This window comes from Microbacterium sp. A93 (assembly GCF_051842835.1).
Genome location: NZ_JBPXMT010000009.1, coordinates 328,890 through 351,555, shown reverse-complemented (window position 1 = coordinate 351,555; position 22,666 = coordinate 328,890). Strand labels below are relative to the sequence as shown.

Below are 22,666 nucleotides of genomic sequence, written 5' to 3'. Positions count from 1 at the left end.
AAAGGTATCTCTGCACATGACTGATGACAAGACCCCGGCGTCCGATGCGCGGCAGGACCTCGGCCATCCGCCGGCCGACGCCGACCCTGTGCACCCAGTGATCGCCGAGCGGTCCATGGACGCCCAGACCATGAAGGCCTTCGCCCACCCCCTGCGGATGGCGATGTACTCACGCCTCTCGGACGTGGGATCGGCCACCGCCACGTCCCTGGCCAAGCATCTGCAGGAGAGCACCGGCCAGACCAGCTACCACCTGCGCCAGCTGGAGAAGCACGGGCTCGTGGAGGAGGACACCAGCCGGGGCTCCGGGCGGGAGCGCTGGTGGAAGCCGCTCGGCTACCGCATGCACGTGGAGGAACTGGGCCAGGACGCGGCGAACCTGAGGGTGATGCACTCGGTCCTGCACGAAGGGCTGCGTCGCCGCATGGAGGCCATCAGCAGCTACCTGGATGCCGCGCCCACCGAACCGCGGGCCTGGGTGGACGCCTCCGTGGACACGACCACCACCATGACCATGACCCTCGAGCAGGAACGGGCCTTGGGCGAGGAGCTCCTGCAGGTCATCGAGCGCCACCAGACGGCCCTCGGCTCATCCGGGAAGGCCCCGGCCGAGGGCGCCGAGTCCCGCCGGGTGCGGCTCTACCTCAGCCTGTTCCCGCTGGTGGACGGAGAGGACGCCCCCTCACGGTGAGGGCAGATGAGGGCAAAAGCCTCGGTCCGCCCTGCCGTCAAGACGCCGGAGCGGGCTGGTGGTGGCTCACGCCTTGGACAGCGCGCTGCCCTTGTGCGCCGCGATGTGATCGGTCTTGTCACTCTTGATCTCATACTGCGGCTCGTCCTTCGAGGCCCACCGGGGGTGGCCCTTGTAGTCGAAGTCGCTGGTGTGGACCTTGGTGATGGTGCCGGAGACCCGGCCTGCCTCGGAGTTCCAGCTCACGTGGTCCCCCACGGAGAACTCTGCGGTTTTTCCGGACATGATGCCTCCTGGTCTGGTGGGTCGATCCGCTGCTGCCGCCACCTTACGCCCGCCCCTATCGGTTCCGGAGCAGCCTCTGGTCGAGGCTGAACCGGCCGGGCCCGACGACGGCCAGCACCAGGGCGCTCACGCCCAGTCCCGCAGCCACCTCCCAGCCGCCGTCGGCGGCGAAGATCCCGTTGCCCAGGTGCGCGAAGACGATGGCACCCGCGAGGATGACGGCGCAGAGCAGGCCGGCGATCGGGGTCAGCAGACCCAGGATCAGCAGGGCCCCGCCGCCGAGCTCCACGGCCATGGTGACCACGGCGGCCGCGTCGGGCAGGGGGATGCCCATGGTCCCGAAACCTTCGGCCGTGGCGGACACCCCCTGGATCACCTTCTGCAGGCCGTGGGCCACGAGCACCACCCCGAGGACCACGCGGGCCACGAGCAACACCGTGTCCCGCACCAGCTGGGGGACGGGGACCACGTCGCCGTCAGCGCCGGCCCTGGACTCGTGCTCCTCCGCTGCGCCACCCGCCTCCTGGCCGGACGCGGGCCTGGACGCGGCGCCGGGCGGACGGCGGCGCAGCGGCCCACCGCCGGACTCCGCCCACTCCAGGCCACGGGGCTCGGCGTGGTCGCCCCGGGCCGCGAGCGCCTCGGCGGCACGCTCCTCGGGGGATTTCGGCTCGGGCGGACGGGTCTGCATGGTTCGGGCGTAGCTGGACATACCTTCGACCGTCCCGCGCACCGGGCACCGCCGTCAAACCGAATCGCGGTGATGGAGAGGATCCACAGAGCCTGTCCAGCCCGCTCCAAGGCGGCGCACCCCCGAGTACTACCGGAGGCGTTCGGCCTGCTCACCATCCCTTGTCGGGCTCCGGGCCGAGCGGGACACTGTTGGCATGTCCACCATCCAGCTCACCCTCATCGGCGGCCCCACGGCCCTCCTCACCTACGCCGGATACACGTTCCTGACGGATCCGACCTTCGACGCGCCCGGCGATCACGAGAGCCCCGCCGGCACCCTGCAGAAGACCCTCGGTCCGGCCATCGCCGTGGCGGACCTGCCCACCATCGATGCGATCCTGCTCTCCCACGACGAGCACGCCGACAACCTGGACGACGCCGGCCGCGCCCTGGTCGAGTCCGGTTCCGTTCCGGTGCTGGGCAACCCCGCCTCCGCCGCGCGCGTCCCCACGATGACGGGCCTGGTCACCGGAGAGCAGCACACCCTGACGGCCCCGGGCCGCGACCCGGTGACGATCACCGCGGTGCCGGCGCGCCACGGCCCGGAAGGCTGCGAGCCCTACACCGGCCCCGTGACCGGGTTCATCCTGAGCAGCGACAGCACCCCCACGGTCTACATCAGCGGCGACAACGCCTCCCTGGAGGCCGTCGAGCAGGTAGCCGCCGACTTCGGACCGGTTGACGTGGCCGTACTGTTCGCCGGTGCTGCCCGTCTCGGCATCTTCGACAACGCACCCCTCACCTTCACCGGGCCGATGGCCGCAGAGGCTGCCCGCATCCTCCAGGCCCGCGTCGCCGCCCCGCTGCACGCGGACTCCTGGAAGCACCTCTCCGAGGGCGTCGAGGACGTCACCCGGGCCTTCGCCGAGGCCGGACTCCAGGATGTGCTGCGGGTCCCCGAGCCCGGGGCGCCGCTCGAGCTCTGATCCGTCGGATCAGCTCAGGCGCTCAGGCCCTGCCAGACCGCCAACCCCAGCGTCCCCAGGGCGGCGGACGCCTCCAGCGGCGTGACCGCGGTGCCATCCGGATGCTCGGCGGCGAGGCGCGCGGCCACCATGGCGCCCGGCAGCACGAGCACAGAGGCCCACCCGGGCGCTTCCCCGGTAGGCCCGGCACCGCCGGCCACCGTCCGATGCGGCACGGTGCGCGGGCCGAAGCCCGGCAGCCCACTGGCCAGTCCCGCCGGTTCGAAGGCCGCGCCCATCCACCCGAGCACCGGCTCGGGCAGCGAGGCCAGCACGGTGCAGAGGTCCGCCGGGGTCGTCGTTCCCGTGAGGCCCTCGCCCCAGCTGGCACGCCCGGAGTGCGCCCCGTCCGGGTGATCATCCGTCTCCAGCCCCATGATCTCGGTGTTTTCAAGGCCGAGTGCGGTCACGTGGGCCCGGGCCTCCCCCACCACGTCATAGGCCCGATCCCGCAGGTGGTCCAGCAGGGCCAGCACGCATCGCGCATCCCCGGTGCCGACGATGAGAGCCATCGCGTCATCCACCGTCACGGTCAGCTCACCGCTCATCAGGCGCAGCGTCCCCGATCGTGCGTCCACTCGGCGGACGCCGGTCAGGGTCAGGCGTTCGCCCAGCAGATCCGGGTTCCCCGCGGCCAGTCGGGCCACCGCGCAGGCCAGCACCAGTTTTCCGATACCGGCCAGCGGGTGCCGGGCGCCGGCGTCGTGCCCCTGCTGGTGACCGTCCGCGAACCGGACGGCGAAGCGCAGCTGGGGGTACGCGGCACTCAGATCCGCCAGCGGGAGGGAACGGACCACGGGCAGCGGGCGGTTCATGCGGTCACCACCGGAGCAGCCCAGTCCTCCACAGCCCGGCCGAACTCGGCGAAGGCGGCGAACACGGCGTTGCGGCCGGGGACGCCGTCCGGAAGGGCCGTGGGGACGGTCTCGGCGTAGACGGCCACGGCCGCCAGCGGCTCTCCTTCCGCGCCCAGAGCCAGCCCCACCTGGGACAGTGAGCGCAGGCCGCGGCCGTTCTTCTCGGCGAAGGTGATGCGGGTCGTGGCGGCGCCGAGTCGCGGGGTGTGGATGCCGCGCATCAGCTCGATCGCCCACCGGCAGTCTGCGGGGGTGAGCTGGAGGCCGGCCGAGGCCTCGAGGGCGCCCGGCCCACCGGCACCGCGGCCGATCATCGTGAGCAGCCGGGCCTGGTCCGCAGCGGTGGTCACCGTGAGGCCGTCGATCGGGTGGTGCCATTCCAGCCCGCCGGTGCGCGGGAAGACCTCTCGGTGCAAGGTGGAGCGCATGCCGGCCCAGGCACAGTAGTCGTTGACGAACTGCAGGGCGTCCTGCGGCAGGTCCTGCACGGCGGCCCCGATGGCCTCGAAGACCAGCTGCGTGCAGATGTTGTCCGAGGTGCACATCATCTGCACCAGGCAGTCGTGCAGCGTCAGCTCGATCCCGGGGGCGAGGCTGCGCAGGATCCCGGCTTGCACCCCCTCGCGATGGTCCGCCGTGACGGTGAGCCGCTGGCCCAGGTCCAGCCGCCCGGCTCGGGCCAGGGCGAGGGTGGCGCAGAGGATGCTGACCTTGCGCGTGGAGAAGGAGGGGATAACGACGTCGGCCCCGCGGGTGATGCGGCCCGGCTCATCCACCGAGGCGATCGGCTCCACGGCGTACTGCATGGCGAACGGGACGGTCTCGGCCAAGGCCGTCAGCCGGCGCTCCAGCAGGACACAGTCCACCCTTACCCCCTTGCTGCTGGCTGACCCGCGGTTTCACTGCGACGTCGTCCAGTTCCCGGTCAGCATAACGCCGCTCGAGAGCCGACGTACGCGGGTTCGGAGACTACGCAGATCTGTGGCCACTCCCTCCGCACGCCGAGTGACCACCGAATGAACGCCCCTTCTCGACTTTCGTCAGCATCGCACCAGCCACGGCGCATGGCCGACGCCCGGACCCGCCGCAGCGGATTCGGGCGCCGGCCAGTGGGCTCGAGACTCAGACCCGGGTGACCTCCCGCTCTGACTGCGTGACACCGGACGGACCGGCCGAGTCCGACGGATCCCCGCCCGGGCCGGCGTCGGGCCCCTGGCCGGGACCCCCGCCGGAACCGCCGGAGCCGCCCGAGCCCCCGGTACCGCCAGCGGCCTCCGCAGCCTCCGCGGCCTTCAGGCGGCGGTGACGCAGATGCTGCAGACCGCTGACCGCCAGGGTGAGGGCCAGCACGGAGTACAGGATGATGGTCACGGGGCTGGAGACCAGGATGGACGCGTCGCCCTCGGCCACGGTGAGGGCGCGGCGCAGTTCGGTCTCGGCCAGCGGTCCCAGGACCACGGCGATCAGCACGGGGGCCAGCGGGAACTGGTACCGGCGCATCACGAAGCCGAGCAGGCCGACGGCCAGCAGGACCCAGAGGTCAAGGGTGGCGGAGCTGATGGCGTACACGCCCAGCATGGACAGCACCGTGATGCCCGCATAGAGGTAGTGGCGCGGGATCAGCAGCAGCTTGGCCCACAGCACGGCGAACTGCATGTTCAGGATGACCAGGACCACCAGGCCGATGAACAGGGAGGCCAGCAGGGTCCAGACGAGCTCACCGCTGCGCTCAAAGAGCAACGGCCCGGGCTGCATCCCGTACTGCTGGAACGCGGCCAGCATGATGGCGGCGGTGGCGGAGGTCGGCAGGCCGAGGGCGAGCAGGGCGCCCATGGCGGTGCCGGCGGTCGCGTTGCCGGCGGCCTCGGGGGCGGCCACGCCCTTGATCGAGCCGGTGGTGCCGAACTCGGTGTCACCGCGGCGCTTGGCCAGCCGCTTCTCAGTGCCGTAGGCCAGGAACGTGGGCACCTCGGCGCCGCCGGCGGGGATGATGCCGAACGGCACCCCGAACGCGGTCCCGCGCAGCCAGGCCGGCAGGGCCTTGCGCACGTCTGCGCGCTCCAGCCGGGCCCGGCCCCGGGTGGTGATCCGGTCCGAGTCCGGATCGCGGTGGATCCGCCCGGCGATGTGCAGGACCTCGCCCAGGGCCAGCAGCCCCACGGTGATGACCACGATCGAGATGCCGTCGAACAGCTGGGGCATCCCCAGGGTGTACCGCACGGTGCCGGACGGCCCGTCCACGCCCACCATGGCCAGCACGAGCCCGATGGCCAGGGCGCCCAGGCCCTTCACCACGGATTCGGAGACCACGGAGGAGATCGCCAGGAAGGCGAACACGGCAAGGGCGAAGTACTCGGCCGGGCCGAAGGCGGTGGCCATCTTGACCAGGGTGGGTGCGAAGAACACCACCAGGGTGGTGGCGATCAGCCCGCCGGTGAAGGCGCCCACGGCCGCGGTGGCCAGGGCCTTGGCGGCCCGCCCGTCCTTGGCCATCCGGTGGCCCTCGAAGGAGCCGGCGATCGCCGCCGAGTTGCCGGGGGTGTTCAGCAGGATGCCGGCGGTGGAGTCACCGAAGAGGCCGCCGAAGTAGACGCCCGCGAACATGATGAACGCGGCCGTCGGGTCCAGGGTGAAGGTGATGGGCAGCAGCAGGGCCACGGCCATCGAGGAGCCCAGCCCGGGCAGCACGCCCACGGCGGTGCCCAGCAGTGCGCCGATCAGCACCCACAGCAGGTTGATCGGGGTGAGGGCGGCACCGAAGCCCTCCATCAACAGGTTCAGCTGGTCCATCTCAGATCAGTCCTTCCAGGAAGCCGCCGGGCAGGTTCAGGCCCAGTCCGGCGTTGAATGCCAGCTGGATGACGGAGGAGAACACCAGCGAGATGATGAGGTCGAAGACTGGGCGCTTGCTGCCCAGGGCCTTGCAGACCACCCAGAACAGGCCGGCCGCGGAGAGCACCCAGCCGAGCACGGGCAGCACGAGGATGAACCCGGCCACCCCGCCGATCACGAGGCCTACGGTCTTCCAGTCCGTGTAGGTCTTCCAGTCCTTCGGCAGCGTGGCCTCCGGGGTGCGGCCGGCGATCCGCTCGCGGCCGCGCTCCGAGGCGCGGGCCAGGTCGCCGAGCATGTCGGAGGACCAGTCGGCGTTGTCCGCCTCGTCGGTGGGGTCCGGCAGCCGGGGCTGGCGCAGGATCTGGATCGTGTGGATCAGCGCCACCCCGAACAGCACGATGCACACGATGGTCGGGAAGAACTGGGGGCCCGGGACGGAATCGCCCATCACGTTCATGGTGGCCGTCTCGATGGCCAGCCACGTGGCGAGGCCACCGACCAGCAGCGGCATGATCAGCTCGCTGCGCCCGGACCAGAAGCCCTGCTTCCGGGGGCCGGTGGTGCCCGACGTCGGCCGGTCCGGTCCCGCAGGCCGGCTGGCGGCCTGTGCCCCTGAGGCGGGGGTGATGGTCTGCTGCTCGCTCACAGTCCGAGTCCTTCCACGATGTCTTCGGTACGGGTGATCTCCTCGTCGAGGAAGGCCTCGAACTCGTCCCCGGTCATGTAGCTGTCCGTCCAGCTGTTGCGTTCGAGGGCGCCCTGCCACTGCTCCGTCTGGCGGTACTCGTCCACGATCTCCAGCAGTTCCTCGCGGTCCTCCTCGGATACCCCGGGAGCCGCGGCCAGTCCGCGCCAGTTGGCCATGGAGGCATCCACGCCCTGTTCCTTGAACGTCGGCACGTCCACCCCGGGCAGCCGTTCCTCGGAGGAGACGGCCAGGGCCCGCAGGTTCCCGGCCTCGACCTGGTCGGCCACCTCGTTGTAGCCGGAGATCCCGGCCACCGTGGTGCCGGAGAGCATGGAGGTCAGCGCCTCACCGCCGCCGGAGTAGGCGATGTAGTTGGTGTCGGCCGGGTCGATCCCGACCTTCTCGGCCACGAGGCCGGTGAGCAGGTGGTCGATGGAGCCGAGGGATCCGCCGGAGATGGAGGTGCCGCCCGGGTCCTGCTTCCAGGCCTCGATGAAGTCGTCCAGAGTCTTGTAGGGCGAGTCCGCGGGGACCACGAGGGCCGCGAAGTCGTCCGCCAGGCGGACCAGCGGATCGACGTCTTCCAGGGAGACCCCGGAATCGGCCAGTTCCACGGCGCCGACCATGACGCCGCCCGTGACCATCAGCATGTCCGAGCGGCCCTCCATCTGGGCGAACTGCCCCAGGCCGATGGTTCCACCGGCTCCGGGGACGTTGACCACCTGGACGTTGTTGGAGATGCCCTCGGACTTGATGGCCTGCTGCGACTCGCGGGCGAATCCGTCCCAGCCGCCGCCGGGCGAGGCCGGGGCCATCAGCACCAGCTTGGCCCGGGCCGTGGCATCGCCGCCATCCGAGGCGGCGTTGACCAGTGCCAGCCCGACGACGCAGGCCGCGGCCACGCCGAGGACGGTCTTCGTGAATGTGCGTGAACTCATCGTCTCTCGTTACCTTCGGTGGAGGGTCAGGCCCGCTAGTGTTCGTGGACCGATGCTCCACGGTGGCAGAGTTGTGATCCACGGCACAGCCGAAAACCGGTTGTGGTCATAAGGGCCCATTAAGAAAGTTCTGACAACGAGAATGCACAGGCCACCATCCCGCCGAGGCCGCCGCCTGCGGCTGTTGACGCTGCAGGTGGCCATCGTGCTGCTGACCGTGCTGGCCGTGGCGGCGATCGTGCTGCGCTTCGAGGACCTCCGCACCCGGGACCTGGCCTTCGAGGAGGTCCACACCGTGGCCACGGAGATGGCCGAGAACCCGGACGTCATCGCCTCCGTGAACGCGGCGGACGCGGCGGAGCAGATCCAGCCGATCGCGCACCTGGCCCAGCGGGTGGCCGGCGTGGAGTTCGTGGTGGTGGTAAACCGCGACGGCCTGCGGGTGGCCCACCCCGATCCGGACCAGATCGGGGAACCGGTGTCCTCGGACCACGGGCCGATCCTCGGCGGGGAGACGTTCCGCGGCACCGAGGAGGGACCTCTCGGGGTGTCCCTGCGCTCGAAGGTGCCCATCCGGGACGGGGGCACCGTGGTGGGCTCCGTCTCGGTGGGCATGCTGCAGAGCGAGATCCGCGGGGACCTGCTCGAGGTGGTCCTCGGCTTCGCACCCTGGATCCTGCTCGCCGCCGGCCTGGGGACCGCCGGAGCCGCCTGGACCTCCCGCTATGTGCGCACCCGCATCTACGGGGCCGAACCGGAGGAGATGTCCGCCCTCCACCAGTCACGCCAGGCCCTGCTGCACAGCGTGGGCGACGGCGTGGTGGGGGTGGACGAACAGGGCCGGATCATCCTCATCAACGACGAGGCCACGCGACTGCTCGCCGTGGGCCACGATGTCCAGGGTCAGCTGGCCTCGGAGGTCCTCGATCCGGACCTGGCGGCCCTCCTGGCCGCGCCGGCCGACCCCGCGGACCCAGCCGGCCCCGAGGACTCCGCCGGCGAGCCCACCGAGCGGACCACCTTCGCCCTGGCCGGCGAGCGCATCCTGCTGGCCCAGGTGCGCCCCATCCGGGCCCAGGGGCGGGACATCGGGCGCACCCTCACGGTGCAGGACCGCACCGAGTTGGAGGCCAACCTGCGGGAGCTGGAGGGCCAACGCAGCCTGACCGAGACCTTGCGGTCCCAGACCCACGAGTTCTCCAACCGCCTGCACGTGATCTCGGGCCTGCTGTCCCTCGGCGAGACCGAGGAGGCCGAGGCCTACATCCGCGGCCTGACCGGCCTCACCGACCTCACTGGCGGCCCCGATCGGACGGGACTGGCGGATTCCGCCCTTGCCGCGCTGGTCGGTGCGAAGGCAGCGCTGGCCCGCGAGGCCGGCGTCGGGCTCACGCTCGCCGGGTCCAGCGCGCTGGATCCGGACTGGAACGCGGATGACGACGCCCTGACCGTGGTGGCCAACCTGCTGACGAACGCCATCGAGGCGGCCGGGGACGGCGGCACGGTGGTGCTGGAGCTGGTGGCCCGGGGCGGCGGCTTCGAGGTCACGGTGGATGACTCCGGTGCCGGCATCGACCCGGCGCGGACGCGGCAGCTGTTCCGCTGGGGCACCTCCACCAAGGAGGATGGGGCCACGGGCGGGCGCATCGCCGGCGGCCGCGGCGTGGGCCTCGCCCTGGTGGACCGCGTTGCCCGACGGCGGCGCGGTCGGGTCTCCGTGGAGACCTCACCGTTGGGCGGCGCCCGCTTCCGGGCCCGGTGGCCCGGTGCCGACGGGCCCGGTGCCGACGGGCCGGGGGCGGCGGCCCCGTAGCCGATCAGCTCGGCACCACCAGGACCACACCCGAGCACGGACAGGAACCGACATGACGATCAAGACCCTCGTGGTGGATGACGACTTCGCGGTGGCCCGCATGCACCGCCGCTTCGTGGAGGCCCTGGACGGCTTCGAGGTGGTGGCCGTCCTGGAACGCGGAGAACCCGTGGCCAGGTTCCTGGCCGAGCACGAGGTGGACCTGGTGCTGCTGGACGTGCACCTGCCGGACCGCAACGGCGTGGAGGTGCTCCAGGACCTGCGCGCCACCGGCCATGACGTGGCGGTGGTCATGGTGACCGCCGCCAGCGAACGGGACACCGTGCGGCGTGCCGTGGGCCTCGGCGTGGACGGCTACCTGGTCAAGCCGTTCTCCCGGGAGGACTTCAACGCCCGGCTGTTGGAGATCGCCGCCCTGGTCCAGGGTGCCGACGCCACCGACCCGGACCAACAGGAACTGGAACAGGCCGAGATCGACCAGCTGGTCCGCGGCGCGGCCGGCCGGGCGCCGGAGGTTCCGCCCGCCGGCGCCCCGGGGCCGGCGGAGCAGGGCCTACCCGGGCGCCTGCCCAAGGGGTTCTCGGCCCCCACCCTGCAGTTGGTGACCGAGTCCCTGCAACGGGCCGGGGCCGGCGTCGACGTCTCGGCGCGCGAGGTGGCCGCCGACTGCGGGATCTCCCGGGTCAGCGCCCGCCGTTACCTGGAGTTCCTCACCGGCCAGGACCTGGCGGAGCTGCGTCCCCGCTACGGCGCGGCCGGCCGCCCGGAACACCGCTATGTCTGGACCGGTCGCTAGCTGTCCTGCTAGCCCGGGCCCCGGCAGTACTCGACGTCCCGCTCCTTCTTGCGCCTCTGTCCACATTTGTATACAGTCGTGCACAGTCACCGTGGATGAGCGGTGAAGCGATCGAAAGGGACTCCCATGACCAGCACCGCCCCCACCGAGGACCAGCTGGACGAGCACGGCACCGGACTGGATGCGGAGGTGATCGTCGTCGGAGGTGGCAACGCCGCCTTCACCGCGGCCCACGCGGCCGCCGAGCGCGGCCGGAAGGTCCTGCTGCTGGAGAAGGCTCCGCAGGACGCCTTTGGCGGCAACAGCTACTACACCGCCGGTGCCACCCGCATCGCCCACCAGGGACTGACGGACCTGGCCGACTTCATCGAGCCGGACGAGCGCCATGCCGCCACCGAGGTCCCCCCGTACTCCGCGGCGGACTACGCCGCGGACCTGGAACGCGTCACGGACGGCCGCAATGACCCGGAGCTGACCGAGGTCCTCGTGAACGAGGCCGCCCCGAACCTGCGCTGGCTGAAGAGCCTGGGCCTGAGGTACCGGCTGATGTACGAGCGCCAGGCCTACCAGCGCGAGGACGGCGGCTACCTGTTCTGGGGCGGGCTGCACGTGGGCAACGTCGGCGGCGGCGAGGGCCTGATGCATGACCACGTCCGCGTGGCCGGCGAGCTGGGCACCGAGGTCCGCTACGGCCAGGATGTGGCGGGTCTGATCGTCGAGGGCGGCAAGGTCAACGGCGTCACGGTCCGCCAGCAGGACGGCTCACTGCAGGAGCTGCGCGCCGAGTCCGTCATCCTCGGCGCCGGCGGCTTCGAGTCCAGCGCCGAGTGGCGCCGCGAGCACCTCGGCGAGGGTTGGGAGAACGCGAAGGTCCGGGGCACGCCCTACAACAACGGGGACATGATCGCCGCTGCCCTGCAGATCGGTGCCGCCAAGGGCGGGCACTGGTCCACCTGCCACTCCACCCAGTGGGATGCCTTCACCCCGGACAACGAGTCCAACCGCGAGCTGACCAACCGCCTGACCCGCCAGTCCTACCCACTGGGGATCATCGTGAACAACCGGGGCCAGCGGTTTGTGGACGAGGGCGAGGACTTCCGCAACTACACCTACGCCAAGTTCGGCCGCGAGATCCTCCAGCAGCCCGGCTCGGTGGCCTACCAGATCTTCGACGCCCCGCTGCGGGCCATGCTGCGCACCGAGGAGTACGACATGCCGGGCATCACCGTGGCCCGGGCGGACACCCTCGAGGGGTTGGCGGAGCAGATCGGCGTGGACCCCGCCGCGATGGCCGAGACCGTCCGGGACTACAACGCCTCCATCGACACCTCGATCCCCTGGGACCCCACCGTCAAGGACGGCCGCCGCGCGGAGACCACCCCGGTCAAGTCCAACTGGGCCACCCCCCTGAACCAGGGACCCTTCTACGCCTACGCCGTCACCTGTGGCATCACCTTCACCTTCGGCGGGCTGAAGTCGGACACCCACGGCCGGGTGCTGGACTCCGAGGGCTCCCCCATTCACGGCCTGTACGTGTGCGGTGAGATGCTCGGCGGGCTGTTCGCGGGCAACTACCCCGGCGGTTCCGGCCTCGCGGCCGGCGTCGTCTTCGGCCGACGCGCCGGTACGCTGGCCTGACAGCGCCCGGCGACCGGCCGGCGTCGGGCCCCGGGTGTTGACGGGTTTCCGGCGCCGGCCGGCGCGGTTGAAGAGGGCTGAAGAGGGTTGCAGAGGAAGGGACACCAGTGGCAGGCAAAGCGGACGCCGCATCGATGCACGGCGAGCTCAAGGCGGAGATCCTCCGCGGCGAGCACTCCCCCGGTGCGCCGTTCCGCGAGGTGGCCCTGGCCGAACGGTTCGGCGTCTCCCGGACCCCCGTCCGGGAGGCCCTGGGCCGGCTCCAGCAGGAGGGCCTGCTCGAGCGCGGCACCCGAGGCCTGCAGGTGCGCAGCCTGGACCCGGAACAGCTCATGCAGGTCTACGACCTGAGGATCCTGCTCGAGGGCCAGGCCGCCGAGGAGGCCGCGGCCGCGCGCACCGAGATCGACCTCGCCCGCCTGGAGGGCCTGCTGGCCCGGGACCGCTCCCTGGAGGACCCGGACAACACCACCCGGTTGACCACCAATGTCGAATTCCACGAGGCACTGTGGGCGGCCACCCGCAATCCCGTCCTGCGGGACCTGCTGGACCGGCTGGCCACCCACCAGATCCACGCCCCGACCTCCACGTTGACCACCCCCGGGCGGTGGGAGCAGTCGCTCGCCGAGCACGCCTCGCTCATCGGCCACCTCCGCGACCGGGACGGCGCCGCCGCCCGCGAGGCCATGCGCACCCACATGGGCACGGCCCGGCAGCTGCGCCTTCAGATGCTCAGCCGCGCTCTGGGTTAGGCGGGTTCGGGGGCCTCTCCGCGGGCGGTCAGGACTCAGCTCATCGGGACGCTGACCAGCGCGTTTTGGTACCGGAACACTCTGAATGGGACCCCTTCGGCGTGTCGTCCGGCGTGGCGGTTTCCTTCGAGTGGATTCATCGGTAGTGTCCTGCCCGATGCCCGCTCTGGGCAGACCCGGAACCCCCTCATTTGGAGGACATCATGTCCACTCCGCTGTCCCTTTCCCTGCCCGAAACCACTGCCGCGGCCAGCACCTCGGCGACCACTGAACAGGTCACCTACTGGACCGTTCTGGGAGTCGTCTCCGCTGCCTTCGCCGCCGGCATCTTTGAGGTCGCGTTCCACCTGGCCGGGTAGAATTCTTTCCCTTTTGAGGGTGGGGATGGCTTGTCATTCCTACCCTCAAAGCGTTCTGCCAGCCCTCAGAACTCCCGCAGGCAGAACAACATGCGGTAGTCCTCACTGGCTCTGGTCGCGCCTGCTGTCCTGGTCGACTCACGCTCACCACGTCACTTGGGTGACGGGATCCCACCTGGCCCCGAGGTTCCCAACGCCTCGACTTCATCGTGGATGCGACGGGCCGCGGCGAGCAGATCCCGGACCTCCTGCGCTTCGGCGTCAGGGGGAAGGACCTCAATGCGACCTTCGCCGCGCCGAACTTCGAGCGCCATAAAGGTACGGGGGTAACCCACCAGCCGGCCGGTGCCAGCTGTGGTGACGACCGGTCGACCGGCCTGCAGCTCCTGCAGCAGGTGCCGCACTCCCACGCCCGTGGCCCAGCCGGAGCTGCGCCCCGGGTCCAGGGACGACCATCTCCGGAACCAGCCGTGGACATCGTCGACGATTTGGTGCCGCTGTGGCGCGCTGAGGGAGACAGGCTCCCCATCCAGCCGGACACTGGAGAAGAGTGGAACCTGGCCGTTGCCGTGTTCGCCCATGACCTTGCCGTCGACCCGCTCGGTACCGACCCGCAAAACGCGGGCCACTGCGGAACGGAACCGCGCGGAGTCGTTGAGTGAGTACCCCAGGATCCGGTGTTCCGGCAGAGAACTGTTCCGCGCCAGCCATCCGGCCAGGATGTCAACGGGGTTGGACAGTAGCAGGACCAGCCCCTCGGACCCGGCCAGGGACTCGATCTGGGGCCGGAGCTGGCCCAACAGCTCGATGTTGGCTGTCAGGAAATGCCGCCGGTCGCCGTCGGGCACCTCGGGTTTGGACGCGGCCACCACGACCACGTCGACCGGGCCGTCCGCCGGCGGCCCTGTGATGGCCCGGGGCCCCGGGACGTAGGTCACGGCCTGGGCATCCGTGATGTCGATGGCGTGGCTGGTGACGATGTTCTCTCTGACGTCCATCAGGTAGAGCTCGCTGCCGATCCCTGCCATCGCGATCTGAGCAGCGACGGACGACCCAACCGTGCCGGCCGCACCGATCACGGCGATCCTCCGAGGCCACCCGCCCACGGTTTCTCTTGCCTCCATAGCGATGTCCTCACCCCTCTCTCGTTCTCGGCCCTTGACGTCTTTGCCTGCGAACGGCACGTCAGGCCCCGGTGGCCCAGCAGGCGGACACGTCGCGGGCCACGCCGAGGGTCAGCCGGTCGGCGAAGCGCGCCCCCTGCACCGTGAGCCCCACGGGAAGTGCCTCCGACCCGACAGGCAGCGGGACCGTGACCATGGGAGCGGCGACCATGGTGCCCTGACCCGTGTGCCGGGTATGGAGATGGAACGCGTCCTCTGCCTGCCCCAGGTGCTGCACGGTCTCCATAGTCCCCACCGGGGGCGCCGGGGTCGGTGCCGCCGGAAAGACGACGGCATGGAGTCTGTGCTCAGCCAGCAGTGCTGCGTAAGCCGCGCGGGCCCGCACCACGTCCTGCTGCGCCTGTCCGTAGGCCTCGGCCGTGATGGGATGGTGACATTGGGATTGCAGGATGGCCGCCACATCCGGGCTCGCCACCTGATTGGCGAGGCGCTCGAATCCCTCGGCAGGGGTGGTGTCCAGCACCTCGGCGGCCACCTGGCCGAGTAGTCGCCGAGCCTCCCACAGGACGGTCGGCATCTCGGCCGGACCGGTCAGGTCCAGGACCCCGGAGAAATCCACGTCCACGACGTCGGCCCGGTCCCGGAGTGCCACGATGGCCCGGTCGAGGGCGGCGGCGGTGTGCGGATCGAGTCCTTCGGTGAACTGCCGTGGCAGGCCCAGCCGCAGTCTTCCCTGGGTCGCCGGCACAGCTGTTTCGCCGGTGATCCAGGTATCGGCCCGGAAGGCGTCGTCCACAGTCCGAGTGAACACTCCTGGCGTATCCCGGGTCCAGGACAGCCCGACTACGCCGGCAGTGGGCCACCGGCCCGCGGTCGGACGGAAACCGAACACTCCGCAGTGGCTGGCCGGGAGCGATACCGATCCGCCAGTGTCCGTGCCCAGCGCGATGTCCACCGACCCCTCGGCCACGGCGGCGGCGCTTCCTCCGGACGAGCCGCCGGCGCTGCGGGACTCGTGCCCCGGCAGCGCGACCTGGCCGTAAGAGGCATTGTTAGAGGTGATGCCGAAAGCCAGCTCGTGCATGTTCGTGATGCCTACGACCACGGCTCCGGCGGCCCGAAGCGCGGCCACCACCGGAGCATCTGCGGTCTCGGGAGACCCGTCCAGGACCTTACTTCCGGCAGAACGGGTGAATCCTGCGACGCCGATGTTGGCCTTGACCGCCAAGGCGAAGGCCCGCTCCCGGACGGAGCCTCTGCCCTTCCCTCTCCTCCGCGCAGAATCACGCTGGCCAGCGATCTGCTCGTCCGAGGCGACCTCGGTCCAGGTCCCGGCCGAGGGACCATCAATAACGTTCACCTCGTGCCTCACTGCGAAATCTCCTCCAAGGTCTTGTTCCGGGTCTTGGGTGCCAGGAGATTCACCAGGGCACCGAGCACCAGGAAACTCACCAGGCCGAGCATTGACGTCATCAGGGGAAGGGGCGCCAGCAAGCCGACCAAGAGGAAGACTCCGAGCCCGCCGCCAACATGGCCGATGCTGTCCGCCAGGGCATAGGCCGTGGTGCGGAAGCGGGTCGGGAAGCTCTCGGCGGTCAGTGCATACTGTGCGGGAACCCAGAGGTTCTGTCCGAAGAACAGCACCAGGGCACCCAGGAACACCGCAGTGGGATTGCCCCCACCGACCACTAGGAGGATGGCGCCGAGCACGGCGATAGCGGCCCCGATCAGCATCCACAGGCGCCGCTCCAGGTGCTCCACCACGTATCGCGCCACGACGGCCGCGGCGATGAAACCGAACAGGCCTACCGCAGACACGATGCCGGCTTCTGCGACGGAGTATCCCTGCCTGACCAAGACGGTGGTCAGCGCACCAGCGAAGGCATAGATGGTGAGATAGCCCAAGGTCCAGGATGCTCCCAGCACGAGCAGCCTGCGTCGGTAAAGGGGCGAGGTGAAGAGCTCCGTCAAGGCACGACGTCCGTGCTGTACGGCTGAAGGCTCCGGAACGTCAGTCTCATCGGCCTCCAGCAGCGGGGCCTTCCGGGTGGCGATAACCTCCATGGCGTCGACGACGGTGCCGGCCTCCTTCATGCGGTTGTTATCCACCAGCCAGCGGGGAGACTCCGGCAGGGCCACTCGAAGGAAGATGGAGACCACTGCCAGGATCGCCCCGACGGCATAGACCCAGCGCCAGCCGGAATCGAAGGCCTCGGAGGCCATGGCGATGGGCAGCCCATGGGGCCAGGGCGCCATGGGCGTGGTGAGGAACAGGCCCAGCCAGATCCCGAGTGCCGAACCGATGGCGGCCATGATGAACAGCAGCCCGGTGTACTTGCCGCGTTGGCGCCGGGGTGCGACTTCACTGATGTAGACGTTGATGATGGCCAGATCGGCGCCGACGCCGATTCCCGTGATCAACCTGGAAAGGACAAAATGCGTGTAGTCCATGGACAGCATGGAGTAAAGGGACCCCAAACCCGTGATGAGCATGGCCACGATCAGCAACTTGTGCCGGCCGAACCGATCGGACAGCGGTCCGAGGACCAAAGCTCCGATGCCGTATCCCAGAAGACTGACGAACACCGGGAGTCCGATGAACTGGTCGGAGGTGCCCCCCGTGCAACCGTCCACGATCTGCAGGCACGTCTGGACGAAGGAGACATTGATGTTGAAGATGTCGTACTGGACAAACAGCATGCCCAGGCCGATCGTCAGTGCTGAGGTCAGGGACAGGCCCCATCTCGGAAAGCGGTCGATTCGTCGAAGAAGCTCTGCTCGCTCCGCGAGCATCGGGGATGATGCAGTCATCGAGACTCCTTGGTGGGTGTGTTGGGTCACACCCAGCTTCGGCGGTCCGTCATGTCGGTGCCATCGTCATTAATGATGATGCGAACGTAATACGCGGCGAGGCCCGCCCTGTTCTGCACACCGACCTTGGCAAAGGCATGGCTGAGATGGGTGCGCAAGGTAGGCAGGGTGATCCGCAGTACTGAGCAGATCTGCTGGTCGCTCATCCCCTCCGCCACCAGTCCGGCAACCTCCCGCTCGCGCGGAGTCAGCGCGATAGGGGCCACAGTCACGGTGGCTGACCACAGGCGTTCAATGAGCCCACCCACCCCTTCCAGGAGGCGGACATCATGATCGGAGAACGCCCCGGCGGACCGATCACGCCAGACACGGAGGTCCACCTTCCCGGGCGCGGGGGTCCGCGCAAAGAAATTCATCCCGTGATGCATGTCCCTCTGGTGGAGGAAGTCCCGGATGAACTCATCCTTTGAATGACGCGGCGGGCTGACGCGGACCGCACCCATCCGCTTCGACAGGGCCGGGGTGATGCCGTCCACAAAGCGGAAGTGGTCGTCGTAGGCCTGGATTGATGCGGCGCCCAAGTTGACGCCCACGGGGTCCGAGAATGGCCCGTCCGGCCCGTGGGTGTAGGACACGAAAACTTCGGCACGAAGCAGTTCCAACAGCTTCTGCCCCATGAGCAGGCGACGATCGTCTAGAGCGGCGTCGGACTGGACGATCTCCATGACCTCCAGCAAGGTGCCTTCCTTGGCGCGCCCGATGGCGGACGTAACACGCATCACACCATGATGCCACGCTCGGACCGCGGCGTCAGCCGCACCTACCATGGCCGCAATGGGGGCCGGTGCGGTGCCTGGCGCAAGCCCAGGACGGACCGTCATCCTCCTGACATGGTCAAAGGCAGGCAAGCCCCCTGCTTATCATGGCCGCAGGAGGAACACCGGCCGCACCACTGGCGCGCACGGTCCCCCTTCATTCGATGAGCAGCAGGGGACACGGCATGACGCAACACCCGCACGCCCAGTTCGACACGCTTCCGGGACGGGAGCCCGAGCTGCGCCGGATCCAGGCCGCCCTGGACCGCGTCGGCGCCGGAGTCCCCCAGTTCGTGGCGATCGAGGGCCCACCCGGAATCGGCAAGTCCGCCCTGGTGGACACCTTCCTGGCCGGGCAGTCCACCGCGCACCACGTGGTCGAGGTGTACCCGGGTGACGCCGGCACTCCCGGAACACTGGTCCAACGCCTGTTGTCCACCGTGACCGGCCGCCGTCCCGCACCGTGGCCCCGCTCGATGGAGGACACTGCACAGGCGGTCTTCGACGCCCTCCAAGCCGTGGAGGCGGCGGGCGGCGGGGCCACCACCGTCCTGGTGGCTGAGGACCTCCACTGGGCCGACGACTTCTCCGTCGAGGTGTTGTGGCGCTGCGCCCAGAGCCTGACCTCCGGCGCCTTCCTCTTCATCTTGACCTACCGGCCGCACCCGGGCGCCTTGACAGGCGGTATCGAACGCTTCCTGGCCTCCGGCCGCCACGGGGCACTGGTCCGGCTGGGACCGCTGGAGGTGGCGGACTGCCGCCAGATCCTGCAGGACCGGCTGGGCATCCCCGTCTCCGAGGACTCCGCCCACCGGGTGCACACCGGCACGGGTGGCGTCCCGCTGCTCGTGGACCTGGTGGCGCGCTGGCTGGACAGCGCACCGCCGGGACACCGCCGGCTCCAGGAGGCACTGGCCTCCCTGGGGGACGTCCACGCGGCACCAGGACACCTCTACACCCGTGCGCTGGAATCATCCTTCGAGTCCCTCTGCCCGCATGTGCGGGACACCGTCGATCTCCTGTCCGTGGCCGGCGGCCCGCTCCACATCGTGCAGCTCAGCGGCGCCCTCGTCGCCTTGGGCCACCCTGGCGTGCCGGACCACGGCCTGCTGGACTCGGGTCAGGTGAAGGTCTTCCATGCCACAGGCACCGTGGGCTGGAACCATCCCCACCTGGCGACCCTCGTGGCGGCCCAGTTGCCGGCGGAGCGCCGGGCGGCTCTGCACCGCGTCCTGGCCCGGATACTGCACGGGGCCGCCGCACTCGAGCACGGGGTCCAGGCCCAGCACCTGGCGCCGGATCCGGCGCAGACCCCTCAGCTGGCCCGGTCGCTCATGGAGGCCGGTGGTGAGGCCCTCGGGCGTGGAGCCGGGGCGGTGGCCTTCGACCACTTCCACCAGGCCCTCCGCCTGACCGGGGATCCGGCTGCCCTGGTCCTGGCCCTGCGCGCCACCGTGATGGCCCGCAGCCCCGAACTCGTCCTCGAGCTGCGAGACCTGCTGGCCGGGCTGCCGCAGAGCCGCGCCGGCTGTGCGGCGCGAGCCTGGGACCTGCTGGCCTCCGAAGACCTCGAAGGTGCCGTGGACCAGATCCGGCACGGCCTGCTCCTGCCGGAGGAGGACCCGGCCCAGGCCGGACTGCTCCTGCTCGGCCATGCCCTGGCCGCGGCGGGGCGGACGGCCTATGCCACGGCACGGTTCGATGCGGCCAGCGGCGTGATGGACGCGCTGCTGACGGAGCTGGTGCCCGTTCGCCGCGGCTTCGAGGCGATGGCCCACCGTGAACCGCAGGCCATGCGCCTGGTCAGCGAGGCACGCTCCGTGGAGGCCCTGCTGGCCCTCTGGTCCGGGCTACGGCACGGCGACCGGACCCGGGTGGGCCAGTTCACCGAGCAGATGACGGCCCTGCTGAGGGAGCTGGCCACCGTCCCCGGAACCGACGCCGTACGGAGCGCGATCTCGTCCGTGGTCGGCTCGCGCCTTCGGGCCCAGGGTGAGGTAGCGGCCGCGTGCCGAATCCTGGATGTCATGGCCCAGGGCGAACGGGGCCCCCGTGACCAGCGGGTGTTCGTGGAAACCACCCTGAGCCAACTGGCGTTCCATCGGGGCGAGTGGGACCGGGCGCTGGAGCATTCCACCCGGGCCGTGGACCACTGCCTGATGCTGCCGGCCGATTCCGGGGTCCGTTCCGCCTACGCCACGGCAGCTCTGGTGCCACTGGCTCGTGGCGAGCTGCAGACGGGCGGCCAGCTGCTCCGCAGGGCGGCAGAAGACTCCAGCGCCTCCGGTGAGGTGGTCGTGTGCGCCGTGGCCTATTCGCACGCCCTCGGGGCCGTCTTCGCCGGGGACCATCGGCAGGCCGTCCGGCAGTTCCAGCTCATCGAGTCCACCAGGGTGGGGTGGGCCACCGCCGGCTTCACCACGGTCTGCCTGTACGCACGCTCCTTGGCCGAGCTCGGACTCCTGGACCGGCTGCAGGCCTTGGCAGCCCACGCCACAGCGGGCATGGACTCCGCACCGGACGGCGTGCTCCGCGCCGTGGAGGCAACCGTCCTCGGCGCGCTCCACCGCGCCCGGTCCGAGCCGGAGAAGGCGCGAGAGCGGCTGGAGGCCGCGGTGGCTGCGCTGGACGCCGAGCCGGTCCCGTATGCGGCCGGCATCGGCCCGGATGTGCTCCCCGGTGGCGGCCATGCCCTGACCCGGGCCTTCCTGGCGCTGGACCTGGCCCGGCTGGACTCCTCCACCGGGCGGTGGGCGCGGGAGGCCGCGGAGTTCTTCCTGCGGTGCGGTGCGGTGCCGTTCCACCAGCAGGCCGAGGAGCTGGTCACCGCCGCCCGCATCGCCGAGGCGGAGCAAGCCTCCGGATCGGTGGCCGGCCCGGCCACCGATCCAGGAGCAGATCGCATGCCCGAGCCGGCCTCGGCTCCGGCACAGGCTGCCTTTCGGATGTTGGCCCGGCTGTCCACCCGGGAGCGGCAGATCGCGGTGAAGGTCGCCGAGGGCAAGAGCAACCGGGAGATCGCCACCGACCTGTTCCTGAGCGTGCGCACCGTGGAGTACCACGTGGGCAACTGCCTCACGAAGCTCAGGAAGCCCAGCCGGGTGGAACTGCGCCAGTCGCTGCGTCCGGCCACCCTGAGCATGCTCGTTCCGGTTCTTCCCGGCGGAGCCCACGACGACGGCACGCCAATCCAGCAGGACGGGCCAGCCGTCCCCTGAAACCCCCCGTGTCGCCATGATTCCCAGCCTGCCCGGCCGGACCGCTGGACGGAACCGTAATTACTACGGGGTCGATGAGGCTGTGTTTCTAATCACTTGGTAAGTACAATCATCATGTACGTCAATCAACCGCACCGCACCACCGCATCGAGGAGCACCGTCATGTTCACCCAACGCACCAAGGGCACCCCCCGCCCTTCTCGAATGCTGGCCTCCGTGGCCACCGTCGCGGCCGCCGGCCTTCTCCTGACCGCCTGTTCCGGAGGCGATTCCGGCGATGCCGGCGGCGGGGACGGCAACGGCGAGGAGACCGTCAACCTGACCGTGGCCTCGTGGGCCAATCCGGGCAGTGTGGACGAGGCCGTCATGGAGCACTGGACCGGAGAGCTCGAAGAGCGCTCTGAGGGCCGGATCACCTTCGACATCAGCTACGCCGCCTCCCTCTGCAGCGCGGATGAGATCCCGGAATGCGTCCGGGACGGGCGGGCCGACGTCGGCCAGACCATCGCCGACTACGCCCCGCAGCTCTTCCCGCAGACCACCGTGGTCAGCATCCCCTTCCTCACCCAGAACAACCAGGCCTTCACCCAGGCCATCTGGGAGCTGAGCACCGAGCATGAGGGTGCCGCCGCCCTCTGGGAGAGCAACGGCCTGAAGATGATCGGCCACAACCCCGCCGGCCGCCTGCTGCTGGGCAGCAAGGACCCGGTGGAGTCCATCGACGATGTGTCCGGCAAGCGCTGGCGCATGGCCGGCCCGTACACCCAGATGGCGATCGAGAAGGCCGGCGGCAGCAACGTGGCCCTGACCGCACCGGAGACCTACGAGGGCGTGGAGCGCGGCATCGCCGACGCCGCCGGGTTCCCGATGGACGGGCTGGTCTCCTTCCAGCTCAAGGACATCCTCGCCAACTGGACCGATCCGGGTATCGGCCAGTACACCAGCACCGGCCTCTGGATGAACCTGGACGTCTACGAGGGCCTGCCGGAGGACCTGAAGACGATCGTCGATGAGGTCAACGACGAGTACAACCACGGCGGCGTGGCCGAGGTGTTCGAGAAGATCACCCTCGAGCAGTGCGACCCCGTCCTGGAGACCATCGGCCAGATCGGCGAATGGGACGAGGCCGAGTCCGATCGCTGGCGAGAGGCCCTCGGCACCGAGCCCGAGGAGAAGTGGATCTCGGACTCTGAGGACGCCGGCCTCGAGGATGCCGCGGGCTACCTGGAGATGTACAAGGAGAAGATGGCCTCCTTCGAGGGCGAGACCCCCAAGGACCCGTCCCTGGTCTGCTCGGACCGGTCGTAATCACACCACCCTCCATATGGGCGTGGGCACCGGGACCCGGT

Annotated in this window: 20 protein-coding genes; 9 read left to right on the top strand and 11 right to left on the bottom strand. The window is 70.0% G+C overall.

The window, feature by feature from the left end:
• Positions 1 to 16 precede the first annotated feature (16 nt).
• Positions 17 to 691: an ArsR/SmtB family transcription factor gene (locus tag ACSU1G_RS22765; RefSeq protein ID WP_439282305.1), complete on the top strand. Its 675-nt coding sequence runs from the start codon at positions 17 to 19 to the stop codon at positions 689 to 691.
• A 66-nt stretch (positions 692 to 757) separates the two neighbouring features.
• Here ACSU1G_RS22765 and ACSU1G_RS22760 read toward each other — a convergent pair whose 3' ends face one another.
• Together ACSU1G_RS22760 and ACSU1G_RS22755 are read right to left on the bottom strand one after the other, a co-directional pair.
• Positions 758 to 976, bottom strand: coding sequence for a DUF2945 domain-containing protein (locus ACSU1G_RS22760; RefSeq protein ID WP_439282304.1), 219 nt, complete (start codon positions 974 to 976; stop codon positions 758 to 760).
• A 55-nt stretch (positions 977 to 1,031) separates the two neighbouring features.
• The gene (locus ACSU1G_RS22755) at positions 1,032 to 1,688 is read right to left on the bottom strand and encodes a DoxX family protein (protein ID WP_439282303.1); all 657 of its coding nucleotides are present in this window, start codon (positions 1,686 to 1,688) and stop codon (positions 1,032 to 1,034) included.
• A 175-nt stretch (positions 1,689 to 1,863) separates the two neighbouring features.
• On the opposite strand from ACSU1G_RS22755, the gene ACSU1G_RS22750 reads away from it, so the two are divergent.
• On the top strand, positions 1,864 to 2,634 hold the full coding sequence (locus tag ACSU1G_RS22750) for an MBL fold metallo-hydrolase (RefSeq protein WP_439282302.1): 771 nt from the start codon (positions 1,864 to 1,866) through the stop codon (positions 2,632 to 2,634).
• Positions 2,635 to 2,648: 14 nt separating this feature from the next.
• Here ACSU1G_RS22750 and ACSU1G_RS22745 read toward each other — a convergent pair whose 3' ends face one another.
• From ACSU1G_RS22745 to ACSU1G_RS22725, 5 genes are all read right to left on the bottom strand, one after another.
• Positions 2,649 to 3,488, bottom strand: coding sequence for a serine hydrolase (locus tag ACSU1G_RS22745; RefSeq protein ID WP_439282301.1), 840 nt, complete (start codon positions 3,486 to 3,488; stop codon positions 2,649 to 2,651).
• Positions 3,485 to 4,396 (bottom strand): serine hydrolase, encoded by a 912-nt coding sequence (locus ACSU1G_RS22740; protein ID WP_439282300.1) that lies wholly within the window; start codon positions 4,394 to 4,396, stop codon positions 3,485 to 3,487. The genes ACSU1G_RS22745 and ACSU1G_RS22740 overlap by 4 nt, the downstream gene beginning before the upstream one ends.
• A gap of 256 nt (positions 4,397 to 4,652) precedes the next feature.
• On the bottom strand, positions 4,653 to 6,320 hold the full coding sequence (locus ACSU1G_RS22735) for a tripartite tricarboxylate transporter permease (protein ID WP_439282299.1): 1,668 nt from the start codon (positions 6,318 to 6,320) through the stop codon (positions 4,653 to 4,655).
• Between the two features lies 1 nt (position 6,321).
• Entirely contained in the window at positions 6,322 to 7,011 is a 690-nt protein-coding gene (locus ACSU1G_RS22730) for a tripartite tricarboxylate transporter TctB family protein (RefSeq protein WP_439282298.1), read from the bottom strand.
• Positions 7,008 to 7,991 (bottom strand): Bug family tripartite tricarboxylate transporter substrate binding protein, encoded by a 984-nt coding sequence (locus ACSU1G_RS22725; protein WP_439282297.1) that lies wholly within the window; start codon positions 7,989 to 7,991, stop codon positions 7,008 to 7,010. The genes ACSU1G_RS22730 and ACSU1G_RS22725 overlap by 4 nt, the downstream gene beginning before the upstream one ends.
• 142 nt (positions 7,992 to 8,133) lie before the next feature.
• On the opposite strand from ACSU1G_RS22725, the gene ACSU1G_RS22720 reads away from it, so the two are divergent.
• The 5 genes from ACSU1G_RS22720 (at position 8,134) to ACSU1G_RS22700 (ending at position 13,349) form a co-directional block, all read left to right on the top strand.
• Positions 8,134 to 9,804: an ATP-binding protein gene (locus ACSU1G_RS22720; RefSeq protein WP_439282296.1), complete on the top strand. Its 1,671-nt coding sequence runs from the start codon at positions 8,134 to 8,136 to the stop codon at positions 9,802 to 9,804.
• Between the two features lie 52 nt (positions 9,805 to 9,856).
• Positions 9,857 to 10,600, top strand: a complete 744-nt coding sequence (locus tag ACSU1G_RS22715) for a response regulator (protein WP_439282295.1) — start codon at positions 9,857 to 9,859, stop codon at positions 10,598 to 10,600.
• A gap of 126 nt (positions 10,601 to 10,726) precedes the next feature.
• Complete coding sequence (gene tcuA, locus ACSU1G_RS22710) at positions 10,727 to 12,238, top strand: FAD-dependent tricarballylate dehydrogenase TcuA (RefSeq protein WP_439282294.1); 1,512 nt, start codon at positions 10,727 to 10,729, stop codon at positions 12,236 to 12,238.
• Positions 12,239 to 12,345: 107 nt separating this feature from the next.
• Complete coding sequence (locus ACSU1G_RS22705; protein WP_439282293.1) at positions 12,346 to 12,990, top strand: GntR family transcriptional regulator; 645 nt, start codon at positions 12,346 to 12,348, stop codon at positions 12,988 to 12,990.
• A gap of 203 nt (positions 12,991 to 13,193) precedes the next feature.
• Positions 13,194 to 13,349, top strand: coding sequence for a hypothetical protein (locus ACSU1G_RS22700; RefSeq protein ID WP_439282292.1), 156 nt, complete (start codon positions 13,194 to 13,196; stop codon positions 13,347 to 13,349).
• Between the two features lie 152 nt (positions 13,350 to 13,501).
• Here the strand turns inward: ACSU1G_RS22700 and ACSU1G_RS22695 are convergent, their stop codons facing one another.
• The 4 genes from ACSU1G_RS22695 to ACSU1G_RS22680 form a co-directional block, all read right to left on the bottom strand.
• Entirely contained in the window at positions 13,502 to 14,473 is a 972-nt protein-coding gene (locus ACSU1G_RS22695; protein WP_439282291.1) for a lactate/malate family dehydrogenase, read from the bottom strand.
• A 61-nt stretch (positions 14,474 to 14,534) separates the two neighbouring features.
• A complete protein-coding gene (locus ACSU1G_RS22690; RefSeq protein WP_439282290.1) occupies positions 14,535 to 15,845 on the bottom strand; it encodes an amidase family protein in 1,311 nt (436 codons plus the stop codon).
• Positions 15,842 to 17,284: an MFS transporter gene (locus ACSU1G_RS22685; RefSeq protein ID WP_439282289.1), complete on the bottom strand. Its 1,443-nt coding sequence runs from the start codon at positions 17,282 to 17,284 to the stop codon at positions 15,842 to 15,844. Before ACSU1G_RS22685 ends, ACSU1G_RS22690 begins: the two co-directional genes overlap by 4 nt.
• Before the next feature lie 26 nt (positions 17,285 to 17,310).
• Positions 17,311 to 18,063, bottom strand: a complete 753-nt coding sequence (locus tag ACSU1G_RS22680) for a response regulator transcription factor (RefSeq protein ID WP_439282288.1) — start codon at positions 18,061 to 18,063, stop codon at positions 17,311 to 17,313.
• A gap of 221 nt (positions 18,064 to 18,284) precedes the next feature.
• Here ACSU1G_RS22680 and ACSU1G_RS22675 point away from each other — a divergent pair, with 221 nt between their 5' ends.
• Complete coding sequence (locus ACSU1G_RS22675) at positions 18,285 to 21,317, top strand: AAA family ATPase (protein ID WP_439282287.1); 3,033 nt, start codon at positions 18,285 to 18,287, stop codon at positions 21,315 to 21,317.
• Positions 21,318 to 21,479: 162 nt separating this feature from the next.
• A complete protein-coding gene (dctP, locus tag ACSU1G_RS22670; protein ID WP_439282286.1) occupies positions 21,480 to 22,625 on the top strand; it encodes a TRAP transporter substrate-binding protein DctP in 1,146 nt (381 codons plus the stop codon).
• Positions 22,626 to 22,666 lie beyond the last annotated feature (41 nt).

Bases quoted from the DNA above. Each gene is read 5' to 3' on its own strand.
- ACSU1G_RS22765 (WP_439282305.1), top strand. From the start codon at position 17: ATGACTGATGACAAGACCCCGGCGTCCGATGCGCGGCAGGACCTCGGC.
- ACSU1G_RS22760 (WP_439282304.1), bottom strand. From the start codon at position 976: ATGTCCGGAAAAACCGCAGAGTTCTCCGTGGGGGACCACGTGAGCTGG.
- ACSU1G_RS22755 (WP_439282303.1), bottom strand. From the start codon at position 1,688: ATGTCCAGCTACGCCCGAACCATGCAGACCCGTCCGCCCGAGCCGAAA.
- ACSU1G_RS22750 (WP_439282302.1), top strand. From the start codon at position 1,864: ATGTCCACCATCCAGCTCACCCTCATCGGCGGCCCCACGGCCCTCCTC.
- ACSU1G_RS22745 (WP_439282301.1), bottom strand. From the start codon at position 3,488: ATGAACCGCCCGCTGCCCGTGGTCCGTTCCCTCCCGCTGGCGGATCTG.
- ACSU1G_RS22735 (WP_439282299.1), bottom strand. From the start codon at position 6,320: ATGGACCAGCTGAACCTGTTGATGGAGGGCTTCGGTGCCGCCCTCACC.
- ACSU1G_RS22725 (WP_439282297.1), bottom strand. From the start codon at position 7,991: ATGAGTTCACGCACATTCACGAAGACCGTCCTCGGCGTGGCCGCGGCC.
- ACSU1G_RS22720 (WP_439282296.1), top strand. From the start codon at position 8,134: ATGCACAGGCCACCATCCCGCCGAGGCCGCCGCCTGCGGCTGTTGACG.
- ACSU1G_RS22715 (WP_439282295.1), top strand. From the start codon at position 9,857: ATGACGATCAAGACCCTCGTGGTGGATGACGACTTCGCGGTGGCCCGC.
- tcuA (WP_439282294.1), top strand. From the start codon at position 10,727: ATGACCAGCACCGCCCCCACCGAGGACCAGCTGGACGAGCACGGCACC.
- ACSU1G_RS22700 (WP_439282292.1), top strand. From the start codon at position 13,194: ATGTCCACTCCGCTGTCCCTTTCCCTGCCCGAAACCACTGCCGCGGCC.
- ACSU1G_RS22695 (WP_439282291.1), bottom strand. From the start codon at position 14,473: ATGGAGGCAAGAGAAACCGTGGGCGGGTGGCCTCGGAGGATCGCCGTG.
- ACSU1G_RS22685 (WP_439282289.1), bottom strand. From the start codon at position 17,284: ATGACTGCATCATCCCCGATGCTCGCGGAGCGAGCAGAGCTTCTTCGA.
- ACSU1G_RS22680 (WP_439282288.1), bottom strand. From the start codon at position 18,063: ATGCGTGTTACGTCCGCCATCGGGCGCGCCAAGGAAGGCACCTTGCTG.
- ACSU1G_RS22675 (WP_439282287.1), top strand. From the start codon at position 18,285: ATGACGCAACACCCGCACGCCCAGTTCGACACGCTTCCGGGACGGGAG.
- dctP (WP_439282286.1), top strand. From the start codon at position 21,480: ATGTTCACCCAACGCACCAAGGGCACCCCCCGCCCTTCTCGAATGCTG.